We start from the raw sequence: 16,777 nt of genomic DNA on the forward strand, positions 1-16,777 counted from the left end.
AAAATCCATGCTATTCACGGTTTTGGCTGAACACGAAGTCAGTAATATGGTCGTGCAATCCAACCACTGGCCGCCATGAAACTCTCCTTCAAATTTGCCCTCGCCGCTCTTGCTATGCCCTTCGCCCTGTCGGCTCCATTCGCCGTCGCGCAAGTCGCGGAACCAGAAGCACGCCAGGATCTTGGCGCGTTGAAGCTGGCGGCTGAACAATTCTTGCGCACCCAGGCTTCCGGCTTACCGGGCGAAGTGAAAGTGACAGTAGGTTCGATTGATCCACGCATGAAATTACCGGCTTGTGCAACGCCGGAAGCATTCTTCCCCTCATCCAGCAAGGCTTGGGGCAAAACCACGGTAGGCATACGTTGCAGCGTGCCGTCGCCATGGACAATTTATGTATCAGCCAAGGTACAAGTGCACGGCGACTATATGGTCGCAGCAGTGCCACTGGCGCAAGGACAAACCATTACAGAAGCTGATCTCGCCAAAGTAAAAGGCGATTTAACAGCGATGCCGGCCGGAATCATTACCGACGCGTCGCAAGCGATCGGCCGCACAGTTGCGAACTCCGTCAGATTAGGTTCGCCTTTGCGTCAGGATGCATTGCGCAATCAGCAGGCAATTCAGCAAGGTCAAGCCGTGCGTGTGATTTTGAATGGCGCTGGTTTTAGCGTATCGAGCGAAGCGCGCGCATTGAATAATGCGAACGAAGGGCAATTGACGCAGGTCAGAACCTCTAACGGCCAGGTCATCAGCGGCATCGCCAAGCTGGGCGGGATTGTTGAATTAACTTATTAATAACGAAATTGCGACACATAATTCCACCTTCGCTCCATTTAGTATTAAAGTTTAGTGCGATAACGCCGATAGAACTGACATGAGATAGGCGTTTTGCCGCACATTAAACGGAGTGATGTCGTGAAAATTGATGACACAAGCAAGAAAACTGCACCAGTAGGCGTCACTACGACGCAAGCGCGCGCAGGCAAAGGAGCTGAAAAAGCCGCTGCCAATAGCCAGGCATCGTCCAGCAATGTCACACTGTCCACACAGGTACAGGCGTTGACTAGCCAGGTTTCCAGTGCCAGCGTATTTGATACGAAAAAAGTTGAAGAGATCAAGGCAGCGATTGCCGGTGGTCAGTTCCAGGTAAATGCCGAGCGCGTTGCTGACGGACTGATGGATACGGTAAAAGACCTGATCTCCGCACGTAGAGGTTAAAACCATCATGAGTTCATCCGATATCAACCCTGCTGACAGCCTGAGTAAAGAACACCAAGCCGTCCGCGAATTGACTCAACTGTTGCAGCAAGAACAAGAACAGTTAGTCGCAGGGGATATCGAAGCCATCAAGGCGCTGACCGAACCTAAAGCAAAAGCTGCCGTACGTATGGCTGAGCTAGCTACAGCACGTCATCAAGCATTGGCCAAAGCTGGCTTTGAAGCGGATGAAACGGGAATGAAAGCGTGGTTGGCAACTCCAGCTGCATCAGAAACCGCGCACAAATCCTGGCACGAGCTGATCGCATTGGCTGAAGTTGGGAAAGAACTGAATCGCATCAATGGCACTTTGATCAACAAACAAATGGTGCGTAATCAGAATGTGTTGAATATTCTGCAGCACGGCAATGTACAAGGTAATGCGGTCTACGGACCGGATGGCCAGACTGCAAACAAGTCTGTCAAACGCCATATCGTTGCAGGCTGATTTTCAAGCCTGACTTTAAAGTCGAATTTTCAAATTCGATATTTTCTTGCAGTGCCGCTCATCTTGAGCAGCGACGGAATGAAGCAACAAGCTTCTTCCGCTGCAATATCAAACTCACCCCAATCAAAATTTCTAAAAATCGTTAGCTATCGCAGCTGATTTCTAGCGACGTGGCGCATAGATATCGCGCCCTGCCTCATCGATTTGACGACGCAAGGCGCGTCGTTCATCCGGCGACAACTTGGGATCGCGGCGCGATTGCTCCGCGTTACGGTTGGCATTATTGTCGTTAGCACGATCAGCCGATTGACGTCTGTCGTCATTCCCACGTCTATCTTGATTTGAGCGATTACGATCATCATTTTGCGAAACATGCATAAAGGATGTTTCGTATAAACGTGATTGAGCAAACGCAGCCGTTGTGCTGGCCAAGGCACTTGCCAGCAACATCATCGTCCCTATTCTTTTCAATGTAATATTCATCGTTATCTTCCGCAGCGTTTTTAACTGATGCACGCTTATCGTTTATCCACGTACAAAGTCTATGCTGCTTTGCCTAAGGCCCTAAGCCCATTTCCGTAAAGGTTGTAACACTTTGTAATGCCTGCATTCCCCGCTATGCCGAGAAGTCTTTCTGAAGTTACCATAGCAAAATGAATACGACAAATGCCCCAATGAAGGAAACGACCCATTCGACCAATTCGCATCAGACCAAAGTATTGGTCGTTGATGATGATGTGCGTTTGCGCGATCTGCTGCGGCGCTATCTGTCGGAACAGGGCTTCAATGTAGTCACCGCAGAGAATGCGCAAGCCATGAACAAATTATGGCTGCGTGAACGCTACGATCTGCTGGTACTCGATTTGATGTTGCCGGGTGAAGATGGCCTGTCCATCTGCCGTCGTCTGCGTGGTGCTGGCGACAAGACACCTATCATCATGTTGACGGCAAAAGGCGAAGACGTCGATCGGATCGTCGGCCTTGAAATGGGTGCGGACGATTACATCCCGAAACCATTCAACCCACGCGAACTGGTGGCACGCATCAGCGCAGTGCTGCGTCGCGTCGGCCCGGATGAAGCGCCAGGCGCACCGTCAGAAACACCGCAAACATTTACCTTCGGCGAATTCACGCTGGATCTTGGTACACGTACACTGAAAAAAAATGACGAAACTGTGCCACTGACAACCGGAGAGTTTTCTGTCTTGAAGGTCTTTGCACGTCACGCGCGTCAACCACTTTCACGTGAAAAATTAATGGAGTTGGCACGTGGCCGCGAATATGAAGTATTCGATCGCAGCCTCGATGTACAAATCTCACGCTTGCGAAAATTGATCGAACCAGATCCATCGACACCGCTCTATATCCAAACAGTCTGGGGTCTCGGCTACGTCTTTATTCCTGAAGGCAAACCGCGCTAAGACCTTGGCCCGCTGATAAACTCCAAGGATGTCGACACCCATACCACCTACGCGCCTGAGCTGGATAAAAAGTGGCCTTTTCTGGCGCACCTTTTTCCTGCTCGCTTTTTTAATCGCAGCAAGTATGGCAGCGTGGGTCGCCAGCTATCGTGTAGTTGAACAAACTCCACGCGCCAATCAAATCGCAGCACAAGTCATTTCCGTTGTTACCATTACGCGTGCCGCACTCACGCATTCCGCGCAGGATCTAAGGCGCGAATTATTGTTCGATCTTTCCAGCAATGAAGGTGTGCGCGTCTATCCGCTGGAAGATACTGACGTAGTTGAACCGCCGATTGAAAATAGCCTAGTGCTCAGTATTCAGGAAAATGTTCGCGCCGCTTTGGGTAAAGAAACGCGCTTCGCCCGCACCGTCAATGATGTGCCTGGATTCTGGGTCAGCTTCAATATCTCCGATGATCAATACTGGTTGATGCTGGATCGCGATCGCGTTGAAGGTACCTTCGGTGTGCAATGGATAGGCTGGGGTGCCGCAACCTTGTTGCTGTCCCTGCTGGGCGCATTGATGATTTCCGGCTTGATCAATCAACCCCTCGCACGACTCACCGCGGCTACCCGCGCGATTGCAAAAGGACAGCGTCCTGCGCCGTTACCTGAGCGCGGTCCTACTGAAATTCGCGAAGCGAATCACAGCTTCAATCAAATGGTGGATGATTTGAATCGCGTGGAATCCGATAGAGCCGTCGTACTGGCGGGTATCTCACACGACTTGCGTACACCGCTCGCTCGCATGCAATTGGAAGTAGAAATGGCTGGCCTCCCCGACGATGCGCGCAAAGGCATGCAATCCGATCTGCATCAAATGGACGCCATCATTGGTCAATTCCTCGACTATGCAAAACCAGTCGATACCAGCCATTTTGAAATCATTGATTTGACTGCATTAACCAGCGATACAGCGCATGAAGCAGCGCGCCTGCCAGACGTGAATATCAACAAAACGATAGAAGAAAATGTCACCGTGCTTGGCAATGCCATCGACATAAAAAGAATAGCCAACAACCTGGTTGAAAATGCACGGCGCTATGGCAAGTTAAGCGATGCATCACATGTCGCTATTGATATCTGCTGCCGCACAGAAGGCGATAAAGTTTTTCTGGAATTTGCCGATCATGGCGCCGGCGTACCCGACGATGAAATCAGTCGACTGTTGCGCCCGTTCACGCGCATGGACAGCGCGCGCGGTCAGGCGAATGGTGCAGGATTAGGCTTAGCCATTGTCGACAGAATCGTCAAACGACACAGCGGCAAACTCAATTTATTCAATCGTGATGGCGGTGGCTTGACGGTGCAAATCGTATTCGCAAATCCAAAGAAAAAACTGGGACCATTTCCGATTTAAAGCAAGATGCAAAGATCTGCATAAATTAAGCGCACAGATAAAATAATCAAAAGCGATCAACCTAATTTGATCTGTAATAAAAAAAACCGCCCATGCTTGCAAGCATGGGCGGTTTTTTTATTACAGCCTAATATTACTCAGACTATTCCTACTTAAACCTTGTCTTTAACCTCGGTCACAACACCGTCAATAATATCGCCTTGCGACGATTGACGATAAGCACGTTCAGTTTCAAAACGCGCTTTCAATGCACGGCGACGTTTATACATCAGCACCGGAATGAGCAACCAGCTCAGCAGTAACACACTGACGATCAGCAGCAAGCCGACCGTCAATACGACACCCAACATCAGCCATGCGAACAAGCGCGAAAAGAAACCGCCCGATTGACTGCGACGGAACATTTGTTGCCAACCTTGTGCGTGCTGACTGAAAAGAAAAGATGCCATGTGATGTCACTCCTGAATTACTTGATAAAGCCGCTCAAACGAAAATGCATAATCACACTATGCGTGAATCCGGCCGATGCTGCAATAGATGGTGACAGTTTTTGAAAATTCAATACTTTTTACAGGATTGTATTTTTTACACCGTTTTGCAGCATTTATTCGTGGTGATCGCCGGTGATCGGGCCGTCTTTGAACAAAGCATCCCGTAACTCTTTGTCCATTTTTGGATCGCGTCTGCGTATCCATTCAAGCACCATCGCGGCGTGCTCTTTTTCCTCGTCACGATTATGGATCAGGATCTTTTTCAGCTCTGGATCAGTGGCTGCATCGACGCGTTGGTTATACCAATCAACCGCCTCCAACTCCTCCATCAGCGAAGTAATCGCCCTATGCATATCCATGGTTTCTGCTGATAATTTATCAACTGGTTCGTGGTAGCCTTCATTCGACATATTTTCATCCCCTTCAAGACGTGTTTTCAGATAAATAATTAATACCTATTCTGTAGACAGGGATAAAGGAAATAAATTTCAACTATTTTTGTCAAGTTTGATAAATCAGCGTAATCGCTTCAGCAGCAATTCCCTCTTCTCTTCCTAAATAGCCCAGTTTTTCATTCGTTTTTGCCTTGATATTCACTTGATTAATCGCAATGCCGAGGTCTTCGGCAATGTTCTCAACCATCTGCTGGATATGCGGTGCCATCTTTGGTTTTTGCGCAATGATGGTCGCATCCACATTGCCAATGCGAAAACCTGCAGCCGCCACACGCTTGGCAGCTTCACGCAATAACACGCGCGAATCAGCGCCAGCAAATTCCACTGCGGTATCCGGGAAATGTCGGCCGATATCACCCAATGCCGCAGCACCAAACAACGCATCGGTAATTGCGTGCAGCAACACATCGGCATCAGAGTGCCCGAGCAAACCTGTCACATGCGGAATCGTGACGCCACCAATAATCAACTTGCGGTCTTCAACCAAGGCATGGCAGTCATAACCTTGGCCGATTCTGAATGGAGTCAAGGCCGGAATCCGGTTGGTCATACAAGTCCTTTTAAATAAAGTTCGGCAAGCGCCACATCGTGCGGCAGCGTTACCTTGAAGTTGCGAGCATTGCCTTCCACCAGTTTTGGTTGCAAGCCCAATGCCTCGACCGCGCTGGCCTCATCGGTGACGGTAACGGCCTGTTCCAATGCGCGACACAATAATCCATAACGAAACATCTGCGGCGTTTGCGCGGCCCACAAGCGATCGCGCGCCACAGTTTCATCGACACGACCACCGCTGCCGGAACGCTTCAAGGTATCGACCACAGGAACCGCCAGCAAGCCGCCGACTTCGTCGTCCTGCAGAGTGTTGATCAAGGCATCAATCAAGGTAATCGTCAGGCCAGGACGTGCAGCATCGTGCACCAATATCCAATCCTCATCAGTGACCTGTTCACGAATCGCGTGCAAGCCGTTTAATACAGACTGATGCCGCGTCTCGCCGCCTACACGCAGCACGCTCAGATGAGATTGATCTACCGGCAACGTCGTATCGATGTACGCATCGTCCTTGCTCACCACGACAAAGGTATGCGTCACGGACTCAGCAATCGAAAACGTATCCAGCACGCGTCGCAACATTGGTTTGCCAGCGATGGCGACATACTGTTTGGGAATTTTTTCGCCCATACGCGCACCAACACCGGCAGCAGGAATCAGGGCGAAATAACGGGGCGAATTCATAAGAAAATAAGGGGAATATGCACGGGTGCGCTCTTTTATAGGGGAAATCGATTTCGGATTGCGCACGCGCCCAAGCAGAGCAGGACTCCACTGCGGGGCTTGGTTTATAATCTCATCATAATTTTTCACTGTCAAATGAAGTGCACAAAGGCAAGCATGCCGGCATTTTTTGACCACCCTGACATGTGCAATGTCGCTATTTGATGTCCTTCGACCTAAAAAAATCTCTCCCCAAGCCCGGCGCTCGTTTTGTCCTGCCCTCAGTTCACGGTTCGGCAGACGCTTACGTATTGGCGCAAGCCGCAGCAGAACTGAAATCGCACAAGCGCATGTTGACGGTCGTCGTCGCCAGCGCCAGCGACGCACAACGTCTGCTCACTGAAATCCCGTGGTTCACCAGCGAAGGGCAGGAAAAGCTGCGCTGCCATCTGCTGCCGGATTGGGAGACGCTGCCCTACGATGCATTTTCGCCGCATCAGGATCTGGTATCCGAACGTTTGGCCACGCTGTATGAAGTATTAAACGGTCAATGCGATGTGTTGATTGTTCCTGCGACCACCGCGCTGGTGCGCATGGCGCCGCCCTCCTTCCTCGCGTCCTATACTTTCTTCTTCAAGCAGGGCGAGAAGCTGGACGAGGCGAAGCTGAAAGCGCAGTTGCAGCTCGCCGGCTACAGCCCGGTCAAGCAAGTCATGTCGCCGGGCGAATATTCCGTGCGTGGCGGCTTGATCGACATCTACCCTATGGGTTCGGTGCTGCCGTATCGCATCGACCTGTTTGGCGACATGATAGACACGATACGCACCTTCGACGCGGACACGCAGCGCTCTTTGTATCCAGTCAAGGAAGTACGTTTGCTACCAGCGCGCGAATTTCCTATGGATGAAGAAGCGCGCACCGCTTTCCGCGGTCGCTGGCGCGAATTGTTCGAAGGCGATCCAAGTCGCTCGGTAATTTACAAAGACATTGGTAGCGGCATCGCGTCCGCCGGTATCGAATATTATCTGCCGCTGTTTTTCGAAGAAACCAAAACGCTGTTCGATTATCTTCCTACCGATACGACCTTTGCATTAGTCGGTGATATCGATGCGGAGATCAAGCGCTTCTGGACGGATACGCAATCGCGCTACCGTTTCCTCAAGTCAGATAGAGAACGTCCTTTGCTCGCACCGGAACAGATTTTTCTCAGCGATGAAAACTTTTTCACGCTGGCAAAACCATATGGCCGCTGGGTCATACAAAGCGAAGATGTCGCGTCCGAGTTGTCGGCTTCATTGCCGAATATCGCCGTCAATCGCCGCGCCGATGATCCGCTGGTCAATCTGCGGGCCTACCTGCTGCAAACCGACAAGCGCGTCCTGATCTGCGCCGAAACCAACGGCCGCCGCGAAACGCTGCAACAGTATTTCAACGAATATGATCTGGCACTCACGCCAGCTGATGGCTTTGCCGATTTCAGCACAGCATCTGCAAAATTAATGTTAGGCGTCGCGCCGATGCACGCCGGCTTCGAACTCGGCAATACACTCGGCGGCCTCGCCTTTATTACAGAAACAGAGTTGTACGCCGGTTCAGGCCGCCGCGTCGGTAGCAAGAAACAAGAAGGCGCAACGCAAGTCGAATCGATGGTGCGCGATCTGTCCGAGCTAAAGATCGGCGATCCGGTAGTGCACATCAATCACGGCATCGGGCGCTACATGGGTCTGATCAGCATGGATCTGGGCGAAGGCGAAACCGAATTCCTGCATCTCGAATACGCAAAGGACACCAAGCTCTACGTGCCGGTTTCGCAATTGCATGTGATCTCGCGTTACTCCGGCGCGTCGCCTGACGATGCACCTTTGCACGCGCTCGGTTCCGGTCAATGGGAAAAAGCCAAACGCCGCGCTGCTGAAAAAATTCGCGACACCGCTGCGGAACTATTGAATCTGTACGCCCGCCGCGCATTGCGCGAAGGCCACAGCTTTGAATATTCTGCACACGATTACGAAGCCTTTGCCGAAAGCTTCGGCTTTGAAGAAACCGTCGATCAAGCCGCCGCCATCAATGCCGTGATCCAGGACATGACCAGCGGCAAACCGATGGACAGGTTGATTTGCGGCGACGTTGGTTTTGGTAAAACGGAAGTCGCCTTGCGCGCTGCATTCGTCGCTGTACTCGGTGGCAAACAAGTCGCGATTCTGGCACCGACGACGCTGTTGGCAGAACAGCATGCGCAAACCTTCGCTGATCGCTTTGCCGACTGGCCGGTGCGCATCGCCGAGTTATCGCGATTCCGCAGCGGCAAAGAAATCACGCAAGCGATGAAAGGAATGGCCGACGGCACGATAGATATCGTGATCGGAACACATAAATTATTGTCGGCCGATACCAAGTTTGCTCGCTTGGGTCTGGTTATCATCGATGAAGAACATCGCTTCGGTGTACGGCAAAAAGAAACGCTGAAAGCATTGCGTGCAGAAGTCGATGTATTGACGCTGACTGCTACGCCGATTCCACGTACCTTGGGAATGGCGCTGGAAGGTTTGCGTGATTTTTCCATCATCGCGACTGCGCCGCAAAAACGTCTCGCGATCAAAACCTTCGTACGCAGCGAAAACGCATCAGTGATACGCGAAGCCTGTCTGCGCGAATTGAAACGCGGCGGCCAGGTTTACTTCTTGCACAACGAAGTCGAGACCATCGAGAATCGCAAGGCGATGCTGGAAGAACTGATGCCAGAAGCCCGCATAGGCGTCGCACACGGCCAGTTGCACGAGCGCGATCTGGAACGCATCATGCGCGATTTCGTCGCACAGCGTTTTAACATCCTGTTGTGTACAACGATTATTGAAACCGGTATCGACGTACCGACAGCCAACACCATCATCATGCACAGAGCCGATAAATTCGGCCTGGCGCAATTGCATCAATTACGCGGCCGCGTTGGTCGCTCGCATCATCAGGCGTATGCATATTTGCTGGTGCATGACGTACAAGGTTTAACCAAACTCGCACAACGCCGCCTTGATGCGATTCAACAAATGGAAGAACTGGGTAGCGGCTTCTATCTGGCGATGCACGATCTGGAAATTCGTGGCGCCGGTGAAGTGCTTGGAGACAATCAATCCGGCGAAATGACCGAAATTGGCTTCCAACTTTATTCCGATATGTTGAATGAAGCGGTACGTTCGCTGAAGAGTGGCAAAGAACCTGATCTGGCCGCGCCACTTTCGACCACGACCGAGATCAACCTGCACGTGCCGGCGCTATTGCCGAGCACTTATTGCGGCGATGTGCACGAACGTCTGTCTATCTACAAACGTCTAGCGAATTGCAAAACACAGGATGCGGTCAACGATTTGCAGGAAGAATTAATCGATCGATTTGGCAAGTTGCCGGATGCGGCGCAAGCCTTGGTGGAAACACATAGATTGCGCGTTGCTGCGGTACCAGTCGGCATCATCAAGATCGATGCGCATGCAGAATCGGCGACGTTGCAATTCGAGCCGAATCCGCCTATCGATGCAATGCGCATCATCGAGCTGATACAAAAGAATCGTCACATCAAATTGAATGGTCAGGATAAATTGCGTATTACGGCAAACATGCCCGACCTCGCCGCGCGCGTATTGCAAATCAAGAACACGATACGCGCACTGCTAACATAACGAGTAACGCCCCGAACAACGATCCATCTTTAATCGACATCACCATGAATTTGATTTTGCAAGGACTAACCGCACAGCGTCATATAGTCGAACAGATCGCTGGCTTCGCACGTCCACGCACCATCGTTGCGATCGGTGAGCACGCGTATCGCTGCATCGATGTCAACTACAACGATGAAGTCAAATCTCAAATAGATATGGCGGCATGGGCGGCAAAACTCGATTACGCCTTCATAGAACGCAGCCGTGCTTTGTCCGACTTCAAACTGGCCGCGATGGATATGGATTCGACGCTGATCACCATCGAATGCATAGACGAAATCGCCGACATGCAGGGATTGAAACCGCAGGTCGCAGAAATCACCGAGGCCGCGATGCGCGGCGAAATCGAATTCAAGGAAAGCCTGACGCGTCGCGTCGCCTTGCTCAAAGGCCTGGATGCAAGTGCCTTGCAACGCGTCTACGACGAACGCTTGGCGCTGTCACTGGGCGCGGAAAAAATGCTGGCTGGCATACAAGCCGCAGGCATGAAGACCTTGCTGGTTTCGGGCGGCTTTACTTTCTTCACTGACCGCATGAAACAACGACTCAATCTCAACTACACACACTCCAATCAACTGGAAATCGTGGACGGAAAATTGACCGGGCAAGTCATAGGTGGCATCGTCGATGGCGAAGAGAAAAAAGCAACCGTCGAACGCGTCTGCAATGAGCTAGCCATTTCCCCACAACAAGCTATCGTGATGGGCGACGGCGCCAATGATTTGCAGATGATGCGGATCGCTGGATTGTCAGTCGCCTTTCGCGCCAAACCAGTGGTGCGCGCGCAGGCAAATGTTGCATTCAATTTCGTCGGTCTGGACGGCCTGTTGCACCTATTCCCAGCTTGAGCACAGGCTGTCGAATATATTTGCACTGATCTCAAGATTTACTTATGCTTGAGAAAATGCAGACAAAAAAACATAAGCAGCACACCGCGTTTCCATTTTAGCTGGCAGACCGCGCGATAATAGTTCGCGGGCTCATCACTGATTTCGAGAATGACGATGAATACTTTTGGCCCACGACAAGTCGAGACATCCAGCTGGCGGCGCTGGATCAAGGAAGCAGTGCATCTCTCCGGTAAACATCTGGCATTGAATGTCTGCATGGTCTTGCTGACCATCGGTTTTTTGAGCCCGTTTCCAACCTTGGTGCTGACTGTAATTTCCCCAGTACTGCTAGGCGTTTTCGTTTTGCTGGCCTACAGCGCCGACACTTCAGAGCCAGTACTCGCTACTCTCAAAGCAACATTCGACAGCCTGCTACGGCTACTGCTCTGTTCCGCGCTGGCAGTTGGTATCCTCATCATGGCCTTGTCGCTCATCATTCTGATGATAAAGGGTTCTGTCGTAGGACCGCATGCAGGTAGCACACCGTATATTGCGCAAGTTCACCAGATCAGCGATTTCCTGGCCGGCTCCAAGATCCTTTTCTCGATAGGTATTTGGCTGCTGGTTATTCTGCCGTGGTTTGCCATCCCGCTGATCGTCTGCACGCCCCTATCGTTGCGGGTCTGTCTGGATCAAACCTTTGCTGCGCTGAACCAGAACAAGTTTGTCGTCATCGTGATCTTCTTGTGTTCGCTGATGATGATGGCAGGCGGGCTGTTTCACGGCCTGACGGTGGTGCCGCTCTATCCAATACTGGGCGGCTTGCTGTATGCGTCCTACCGACATATTTTTCTCGGACTGCCGCCTATGGAACTCAAGTCGAGCAAGGTGAAAAGCGCGGCGCTCAATCCTCGCTTGCAAACCAAGTAATCCGCCCCATCTGCAATGCATGCGTAAGCAGGTCTATGAAACTTTATTGCTGTGCGCTCATCTATATTGCTTTAGGGGAGAACCATGAATCAGGAAGTTGTATTTGATAGTCGCCTGCAATCCGCAAAAAACCTCGCATGGTGGCTTTACATCGCGCACGCTGCCAGCCTGATATTTTCGCTGGGCGCGTTTTCCTTCATCCCGTTGATCATCAATTACGTCAAGCGTGAAGATGCTGCTAGCACTTTTGTTTACAGCCATCACAGCTGGCAAATTCGTTCGTTTTGGTGGTATTTGGTGTGGATGACACTGGGCGGTATTTTGTTCTTGACCTTTGTCGGCATTCCATTTGCGTTCCTGATCTGGACAGTTGCGTGGCTATGGAAGCTCTATCGTTTGATCAAGGGCATCGTTGATTTGAACGATAACAAGACCATGCCTTAATTGTTTTTCAATTCACCAAATAAAAAAGCATCCATACGGATGCTTTTTTATTTTATGCGGCACAGTTTTTAAACGGCTAGCGCTTCGTCAGCATCAGCTTTTGTTACCAGCGGCACGACTGGATTCCAGCATGCCAGCCGTTCACCACCCGCAGAAATAATCGCAGGCCGCTCGCTCAAACAATGCTCGCTCGCATTATCGCAACGTGGTGCAAAGCTGCATCCTGGCGGTAGTGCGGCAAGATTTGGCGGAGCGCCGCGCACTGCAGGCAAAGGCTTGCCGCGATTATCGTGACTGACCGTCGATGCCAGCAAACCCGCTGTGTAAGGATGGCGTGGCGTCGTGACGATGCCCTTGACTGTATTTTCTTCCACGATGCGACCGCCGTACATGACAGCAATGCGATCGGCGACTTCCACTGCGGCACCGATGTCATGCGTGACAAAAATCACGGACATGCCGGTCTCTTTTTGCAGCTCGCGCAACAACAGCAAAATCTGAATCTGTACCGAAGCATCCAGCGCGGTGGTAGGTTCATCCGCCAACAGCAATTTAGGTTTGCAAGCGAGCGCCAATGCGATCATCGCGCGCTGCCGCATACCGCCCGACAATTCATGCGGATACGCATCGTAACGACGACGCGATTGAGGAATTTGTACCCGATCCAGCATCTGCAAAGCGCGCTGCATCGCGGTGTCCTGGCTCACCGATTCGTGGGCTCGTATCGCTTCCGTAATTTGCTGGCCGACCGTATAGACCGGATCGAAAGCCAGTCCAGGCTCCTGGAAAATCATCGAAGTCGTACCACCGCGATACATCTCCAGCGCGCGACCTTTCAATCCCAACACATCTTGTCCATCGACTTCGATATGGCCGCTGATACGCGTCGTGCGCTGCGGATGCAAACGCAACAAGGTACGCAAGGTAACGCTCTTGCCAGAACCCGATTCACCCAGCAAACCCAATACTTCTCCAGCCTGTAAATCGAAGCTGACATTATCGAGTGCATTGGCACGGCGATTGCCATGAAACTCCACGCTCAAATCGCGTACTGATACCAAAGGCTTGTTCATGCAGCCACCTCTTCGATTGCTTTTGTGTGACCGGAAACAGGATCATTCATATGACATGCGACGGCATGTCCTTCGCCATTCGCAACCTGCAATAGCGCAGGAATTTTCGCTGCACAAACTGCCTCAGCATGCGGGCAGCGCTCACGGAAGCGACAACCGCTAGGCGGATTAATTGGATTCGGCGGATCGCCAGCCAGCGGTGAATGCTGAGTGCGATTTTCGGGATCCATCGATGGCACCGCCGACAATAAAGCCGTCGTGTACGGATGACGTGCGCTGCCATAAATCTGCTCGACCGGGCCCATCTCTACGACCTGGCCCATGTACATCACCATCACATCGTCGCTGATGTAATGCACGACGTGCAAATCATGCGAGATGAACAAATAAGTCAGGTCGTGTTCGGCTTTCAATTCCTGCAGCAGATTCAAGACTTGTGCTTGCACTGATTTATCCAGCGCCGCAACCGCTTCATCGAGAATCACCAAGCGCGGCTGGAATGCCAAGGCACGCGCAATGTTCACACGCTGCCGCTGACCACCAGACAATTCATGCGGATAACGCGATGCAAATTGCGATGGCTCCAAACCTACGCGCGCCAATAATGCACGTGCCTGTTCGTTCGCATCCTTCTCGGATACACCATGCACTTGCGGACCGTAGGCAATCGTATCGCCTATCGTCAAACGTGGATTCAATGAGGCGAAGGAATCCTGAAATACCATCTGCAGATTGCGACGGAATTCCTTGAACTCGATGCCACCAAATTCAGCAACACCATCGCCATCAAAAATCATGTTGCCGCTATCCGGATCGATCAAGCGCGCAACCAATCGTGCGGTCGTCGATTTGCCGCAGCCGGATTCACCTACGATGCCTAGCGTCTTGCCTTTGGCGACAGAAAAACTAACGCCATCGACTGCGTGCACGAATTTTTTCTCACGCTGAAAAACACCGCCCCGCACAGGGAAATATTTTTTCAGATTGTTGACTACCAGCAGCGGTTGCGCAGGGCCGCCGCGGTCTACTGGATTGGCAACAGGAAGGGTCATGTCATCAGGTTTCATCGGCGGATATCCATGGCTGAACGAACGCCGTCTGCCAACAAGTTAAAGGCAATCGACGTCATGAAAATAAACATGCCTGGCAATGCGGCAACCCAAGGATTGCGGAAAATTGCCGAGCGCAAAGTGTTGAGCATCAAGCCCCATTCCGGCTCTGGCGGACGTACGCCCAGACCGAGGAAGGACAAACCGGCAGCGAGAATCATGCTGACGCTTAGTAAACCTGTCGCATACACGAACACTGGTCCGAGTACATTGCCAAGCACATGCACGCGAATAATCGAGAACGCACTCGCACCGCTCATGCGCGCTGCTTCGATGTAGTCAAGCTTGCGTACTTGCGTGGTTACGCTTTCTGCCACCCGAACAATTTGCGGCACGAATACCAATGTCAGCGCCAGGATGCTGTTACTCATGCCAGGCCCCAATGCGCCGGAAATCGCAACCGCCAGCAAAACAGAAGGGAACGCGTAGAACACATCGAGTACGCGCATGATGATCATATTGAGTTTGCCACCGACATAACCGGCCAACAAACCTATCGAAGTACCGATACCGAACGCAGCCAATACCGGCAGCACGCCCATCATCAAGGACAAGCGGCCGCCGTACATCAGGCGCGTCAACATGTCGCGGCCGAGTTCATCAGTACCGAACCAGTGACCTTCGCTACCTATCGGTAACAAGCGGCGAATCATGCTGCCTTTGAATGGATCAGCTGGCGCCAACCAAGGTGCAAACACTGCGGCACCGACGATCAGCAAAATAACCAATGCGGCACCCATTGCGACTGGATCTCGTACCAGTTGACGTAAAACTGTGGTCCAGTAACCGCGCGGTTGCGCTGTAACGACAGGCATCGCAGGTTGCGGAAAAAATTGTATAGAAGAAGCCATGGTTTAACCTTTCAAGCGCTTTTCAGCGACCCATGCGGGGATCAAGTAGCGGTTGCAAAATGTCGACCAGCAAATTGAGCGCGACGAAGAACATGCACAGCACGAGGATTGTGCCTTGCAACAGCGGCATATCGCGCTGGAAGATCGCAGTGTTCAGCAGGAAGCCGGTCCCCGGCCATGCGAAAACGGTTTCCACCAGAATTGAACCGCCCATCAAGTAACCAATTTGCAAACCAGTAACAGCCAGCACGGTCGGTGCAGTGTTCTTGGCGATGTGGCGGAAGATCGCGCCATTGCTGAGACCGCGTGCACGCAGCGCGACTACAAATTCCTGCTCCAGCATTTCAGCGACCAGTGCACGTACGGTGCGCGTGATGATGCCCATAGGGATCACCGACAGCGTGATCGCTGGCAGTACCAGATAGCGAAAATGTTCGAGGTCCCACGCCCAATCGGACGAGCCGCCCGGCCCGGCTCCCATCGCGGGAAACCAACCTAGTTGTGTGGAAAAAATAATGGTGAGTACCAGACCCAACCAGTAATGCGGCACGCTGACGCCGATCACAGAAATGAAAGTCGCAATCCTGTCGATCACACTGCCGTGCCAATAGCCTGCCAGCGCACCGAGCACGCAACCTGCAATCACACCGGCCAGACCTGCGACACCTGCCAGCAACAGCGTGTTACTGACGGCGCTCATGACTTCTGTCACGACTTCACGTCCTGATGCAATCGAGGTACCGAGATCACCCTGCACTGCGCGCAATAACCACATGCCGTATTGCACAGGCACCGGCTTATCGAGACCATAGGCGCTCTTCAGCGCGGCGATTACATCGGCAGGTGCATCAGCAGGCGCGATCGCATTCAGCGGATCGCCAGGCGCCAGATACACCAGCATGAAAGACAGGACCGTCACACTCAGTGCAATCGGAATCGCGTACAGCAGACGTTTCAAAATATAGGAGAACATAAACAACTTTCAGCGATACAGCTTGATAAGAAAAACAGAATTCGGTACTGCAGCAATTCAAAAACTAGAATCCTCGGTGCCGTGACGCGATACAGCTTTCGCTGCACCGCGTCCGGGAGGACTTCAAGGGAACAACATCACTACAAAAACTAATTACTAAACAAC

The 16,777-nt window shown here is 51.9% G+C and carries 18 protein-coding genes; 9 read left to right on the plus strand and 9 right to left on the minus strand.

From position 1 onward, the window contains the following. Positions 1 to 75: 75 nt before the first annotated feature. From flgA to Q7T66_RS11745, 3 genes are all read left to right on the plus strand, one after another. A complete protein-coding gene (gene flgA, locus Q7T66_RS11735; protein WP_304933507.1) occupies positions 76 to 795 on the plus strand; it encodes a flagellar basal body P-ring formation chaperone FlgA in 720 nt (239 codons plus the stop codon). 120 nt (positions 796 to 915) lie between these two features. Beyond that, positions 916 to 1,218, plus strand: coding sequence for a flagellar biosynthesis anti-sigma factor FlgM (gene flgM, locus Q7T66_RS11740; protein ID WP_304933508.1), 303 nt, complete (start codon positions 916 to 918; stop codon positions 1,216 to 1,218). Between the two features lie 7 nt (positions 1,219 to 1,225). Next, a complete protein-coding gene (locus Q7T66_RS11745; protein WP_304933509.1) occupies positions 1,226 to 1,705 on the plus strand; it encodes a flagella synthesis protein FlgN in 480 nt (159 codons plus the stop codon). A gap of 162 nt (positions 1,706 to 1,867) precedes the next feature. On the opposite strand, the gene Q7T66_RS11750 is transcribed toward Q7T66_RS11745, so the two are convergent. Next, a complete protein-coding gene (locus Q7T66_RS11750) occupies positions 1,868 to 2,188 on the minus strand; it encodes a hypothetical protein (RefSeq protein WP_304933510.1) in 321 nt (106 codons plus the stop codon). Between the two features lie 170 nt (positions 2,189 to 2,358). On the opposite strand from Q7T66_RS11750, the gene ompR reads away from it, so the two are divergent. Then, positions 2,359 to 3,126: a two-component system response regulator OmpR gene (ompR, locus tag Q7T66_RS11755; RefSeq protein ID WP_304933511.1), complete on the plus strand. Its 768-nt coding sequence runs from the start codon at positions 2,359 to 2,361 to the stop codon at positions 3,124 to 3,126. Positions 3,127 to 3,154: 28 nt separating this feature from the next. Further along, a complete protein-coding gene (locus Q7T66_RS11760; RefSeq protein ID WP_304933512.1) occupies positions 3,155 to 4,528 on the plus strand; it encodes a sensor histidine kinase in 1,374 nt (457 codons plus the stop codon). 152 nt (positions 4,529 to 4,680) lie between these two features. Here the strand turns inward: Q7T66_RS11760 and Q7T66_RS11765 are convergent, their stop codons facing one another. The 4 genes from Q7T66_RS11765 to ispD all read right to left on the minus strand — a co-directional run bounded on the left by Q7T66_RS11765 (position 4,681) and on the right by ispD (position 6,710). Beyond that, positions 4,681 to 4,977, minus strand: a complete 297-nt coding sequence (locus Q7T66_RS11765) for a hypothetical protein (RefSeq protein WP_304933513.1) — start codon at positions 4,975 to 4,977, stop codon at positions 4,681 to 4,683. A 155-nt stretch (positions 4,978 to 5,132) separates the two neighbouring features. Further along, positions 5,133 to 5,429, minus strand: coding sequence for a ferritin-like domain-containing protein (locus Q7T66_RS11770; RefSeq protein ID WP_304933514.1), 297 nt, complete (start codon positions 5,427 to 5,429; stop codon positions 5,133 to 5,135). 91 nt (positions 5,430 to 5,520) lie between these two features. Continuing rightward, positions 5,521 to 6,024 (minus strand): 2-C-methyl-D-erythritol 2,4-cyclodiphosphate synthase, encoded by a 504-nt coding sequence (ispF, locus tag Q7T66_RS11775; RefSeq protein WP_304933515.1) that lies wholly within the window; start codon positions 6,022 to 6,024, stop codon positions 5,521 to 5,523. Further along, the gene (gene ispD, locus Q7T66_RS11780; protein ID WP_304933516.1) at positions 6,021 to 6,710 is read right to left on the minus strand and encodes a 2-C-methyl-D-erythritol 4-phosphate cytidylyltransferase; all 690 of its coding nucleotides are present in this window, start codon (positions 6,708 to 6,710) and stop codon (positions 6,021 to 6,023) included. The genes ispF and ispD overlap by 4 nt, the downstream gene beginning before the upstream one ends. Positions 6,711 to 6,913: 203 nt before the next feature. On the opposite strand from ispD, the gene mfd reads away from it, so the two are divergent. The 4 genes from mfd to Q7T66_RS11800 all read left to right on the plus strand — a co-directional run bounded on the left by mfd (position 6,914) and on the right by Q7T66_RS11800 (position 12,606). Then, complete coding sequence (mfd, locus tag Q7T66_RS11785; RefSeq protein WP_304933517.1) at positions 6,914 to 10,360, plus strand: transcription-repair coupling factor; 3,447 nt, start codon at positions 6,914 to 6,916, stop codon at positions 10,358 to 10,360. Between the two features lie 44 nt (positions 10,361 to 10,404). Then, positions 10,405 to 11,250 carry a phosphoserine phosphatase SerB gene (gene serB / locus Q7T66_RS11790; RefSeq protein ID WP_304933518.1) on the plus strand — a complete coding sequence of 282 codons (846 nt, stop codon included), beginning with the start codon at positions 10,405 to 10,407 and terminating at the stop codon, positions 11,248 to 11,250. A 156-nt stretch (positions 11,251 to 11,406) separates the two neighbouring features. Then, positions 11,407 to 12,162 (plus strand): hypothetical protein, encoded by a 756-nt coding sequence (locus Q7T66_RS11795; RefSeq protein WP_304933519.1) that lies wholly within the window; start codon positions 11,407 to 11,409, stop codon positions 12,160 to 12,162. An 84-nt stretch (positions 12,163 to 12,246) separates the two neighbouring features. Beyond that, positions 12,247 to 12,606, plus strand: coding sequence for a hypothetical protein (locus tag Q7T66_RS11800; protein WP_304933520.1), 360 nt, complete (start codon positions 12,247 to 12,249; stop codon positions 12,604 to 12,606). 68 nt (positions 12,607 to 12,674) lie between these two features. Here Q7T66_RS11800 and Q7T66_RS11805 read toward each other — a convergent pair whose 3' ends face one another. From Q7T66_RS11805 to Q7T66_RS11820, 4 genes are read right to left on the minus strand one after another with little or no spacing between them, the layout of a single operon-like run. Beyond that, positions 12,675 to 13,679: an ABC transporter ATP-binding protein gene (locus tag Q7T66_RS11805; protein WP_304933521.1), complete on the minus strand. Its 1,005-nt coding sequence runs from the start codon at positions 13,677 to 13,679 to the stop codon at positions 12,675 to 12,677. Next, positions 13,676 to 14,731, minus strand: a complete 1,056-nt coding sequence (locus Q7T66_RS11810; RefSeq protein WP_304933522.1) for an ABC transporter ATP-binding protein — start codon at positions 14,729 to 14,731, stop codon at positions 13,676 to 13,678. Before Q7T66_RS11810 ends, Q7T66_RS11805 begins: the two co-directional genes overlap by 4 nt. An 11-nt stretch (positions 14,732 to 14,742) precedes the next feature. Next, positions 14,743 to 15,639, minus strand: coding sequence for an ABC transporter permease (locus Q7T66_RS11815; protein ID WP_304933523.1), 897 nt, complete (start codon positions 15,637 to 15,639; stop codon positions 14,743 to 14,745). A 22-nt stretch (positions 15,640 to 15,661) separates the two neighbouring features. Continuing rightward, positions 15,662 to 16,612 (minus strand): ABC transporter permease, encoded by a 951-nt coding sequence (locus Q7T66_RS11820; RefSeq protein WP_304933524.1) that lies wholly within the window; start codon positions 16,610 to 16,612, stop codon positions 15,662 to 15,664. Positions 16,613 to 16,777 lie beyond the last annotated feature (165 nt).

This window comes from Herminiimonas sp., from assembly GCF_030655415.1.

Bases quoted from the DNA above. Each gene is read 5' to 3' on its own strand.
- flgA (WP_304933507.1), top strand. From the start codon at position 76: ATGAAACTCTCCTTCAAATTTGCCCTCGCCGCTCTTGCTATGCCCTTC.
- Q7T66_RS11745 (WP_304933509.1), top strand. From the start codon at position 1,226: ATGAGTTCATCCGATATCAACCCTGCTGACAGCCTGAGTAAAGAACAC.
- Q7T66_RS11750 (WP_304933510.1), bottom strand. From the start codon at position 2,188: ATGAATATTACATTGAAAAGAATAGGGACGATGATGTTGCTGGCAAGT.
- ompR (WP_304933511.1), top strand. From the start codon at position 2,359: ATGAATACGACAAATGCCCCAATGAAGGAAACGACCCATTCGACCAAT.
- Q7T66_RS11760 (WP_304933512.1), top strand. From the start codon at position 3,155: ATGTCGACACCCATACCACCTACGCGCCTGAGCTGGATAAAAAGTGGC.
- Q7T66_RS11765 (WP_304933513.1), bottom strand. From the start codon at position 4,977: ATGGCATCTTTTCTTTTCAGTCAGCACGCACAAGGTTGGCAACAAATG.
- Q7T66_RS11770 (WP_304933514.1), bottom strand. From the start codon at position 5,429: ATGTCGAATGAAGGCTACCACGAACCAGTTGATAAATTATCAGCAGAA.
- ispF (WP_304933515.1), bottom strand. From the start codon at position 6,024: ATGACCAACCGGATTCCGGCCTTGACTCCATTCAGAATCGGCCAAGGT.
- ispD (WP_304933516.1), bottom strand. From the start codon at position 6,710: ATGAATTCGCCCCGTTATTTCGCCCTGATTCCTGCTGCCGGTGTTGGT.
- mfd (WP_304933517.1), top strand. From the start codon at position 6,914: ATGTCCTTCGACCTAAAAAAATCTCTCCCCAAGCCCGGCGCTCGTTTT.
- serB (WP_304933518.1), top strand. From the start codon at position 10,405: ATGAATTTGATTTTGCAAGGACTAACCGCACAGCGTCATATAGTCGAA.
- Q7T66_RS11795 (WP_304933519.1), top strand. From the start codon at position 11,407: ATGAATACTTTTGGCCCACGACAAGTCGAGACATCCAGCTGGCGGCGC.
- Q7T66_RS11800 (WP_304933520.1), top strand. From the start codon at position 12,247: ATGAATCAGGAAGTTGTATTTGATAGTCGCCTGCAATCCGCAAAAAAC.
- Q7T66_RS11805 (WP_304933521.1), bottom strand. From the start codon at position 13,679: ATGAACAAGCCTTTGGTATCAGTACGCGATTTGAGCGTGGAGTTTCAT.
- Q7T66_RS11810 (WP_304933522.1), bottom strand. From the start codon at position 14,731: ATGACCCTTCCTGTTGCCAATCCAGTAGACCGCGGCGGCCCTGCGCAA.
- Q7T66_RS11815 (WP_304933523.1), bottom strand. From the start codon at position 15,639: ATGGCTTCTTCTATACAATTTTTTCCGCAACCTGCGATGCCTGTCGTT.
- Q7T66_RS11820 (WP_304933524.1), bottom strand. From the start codon at position 16,612: ATGTTCTCCTATATTTTGAAACGTCTGCTGTACGCGATTCCGATTGCA.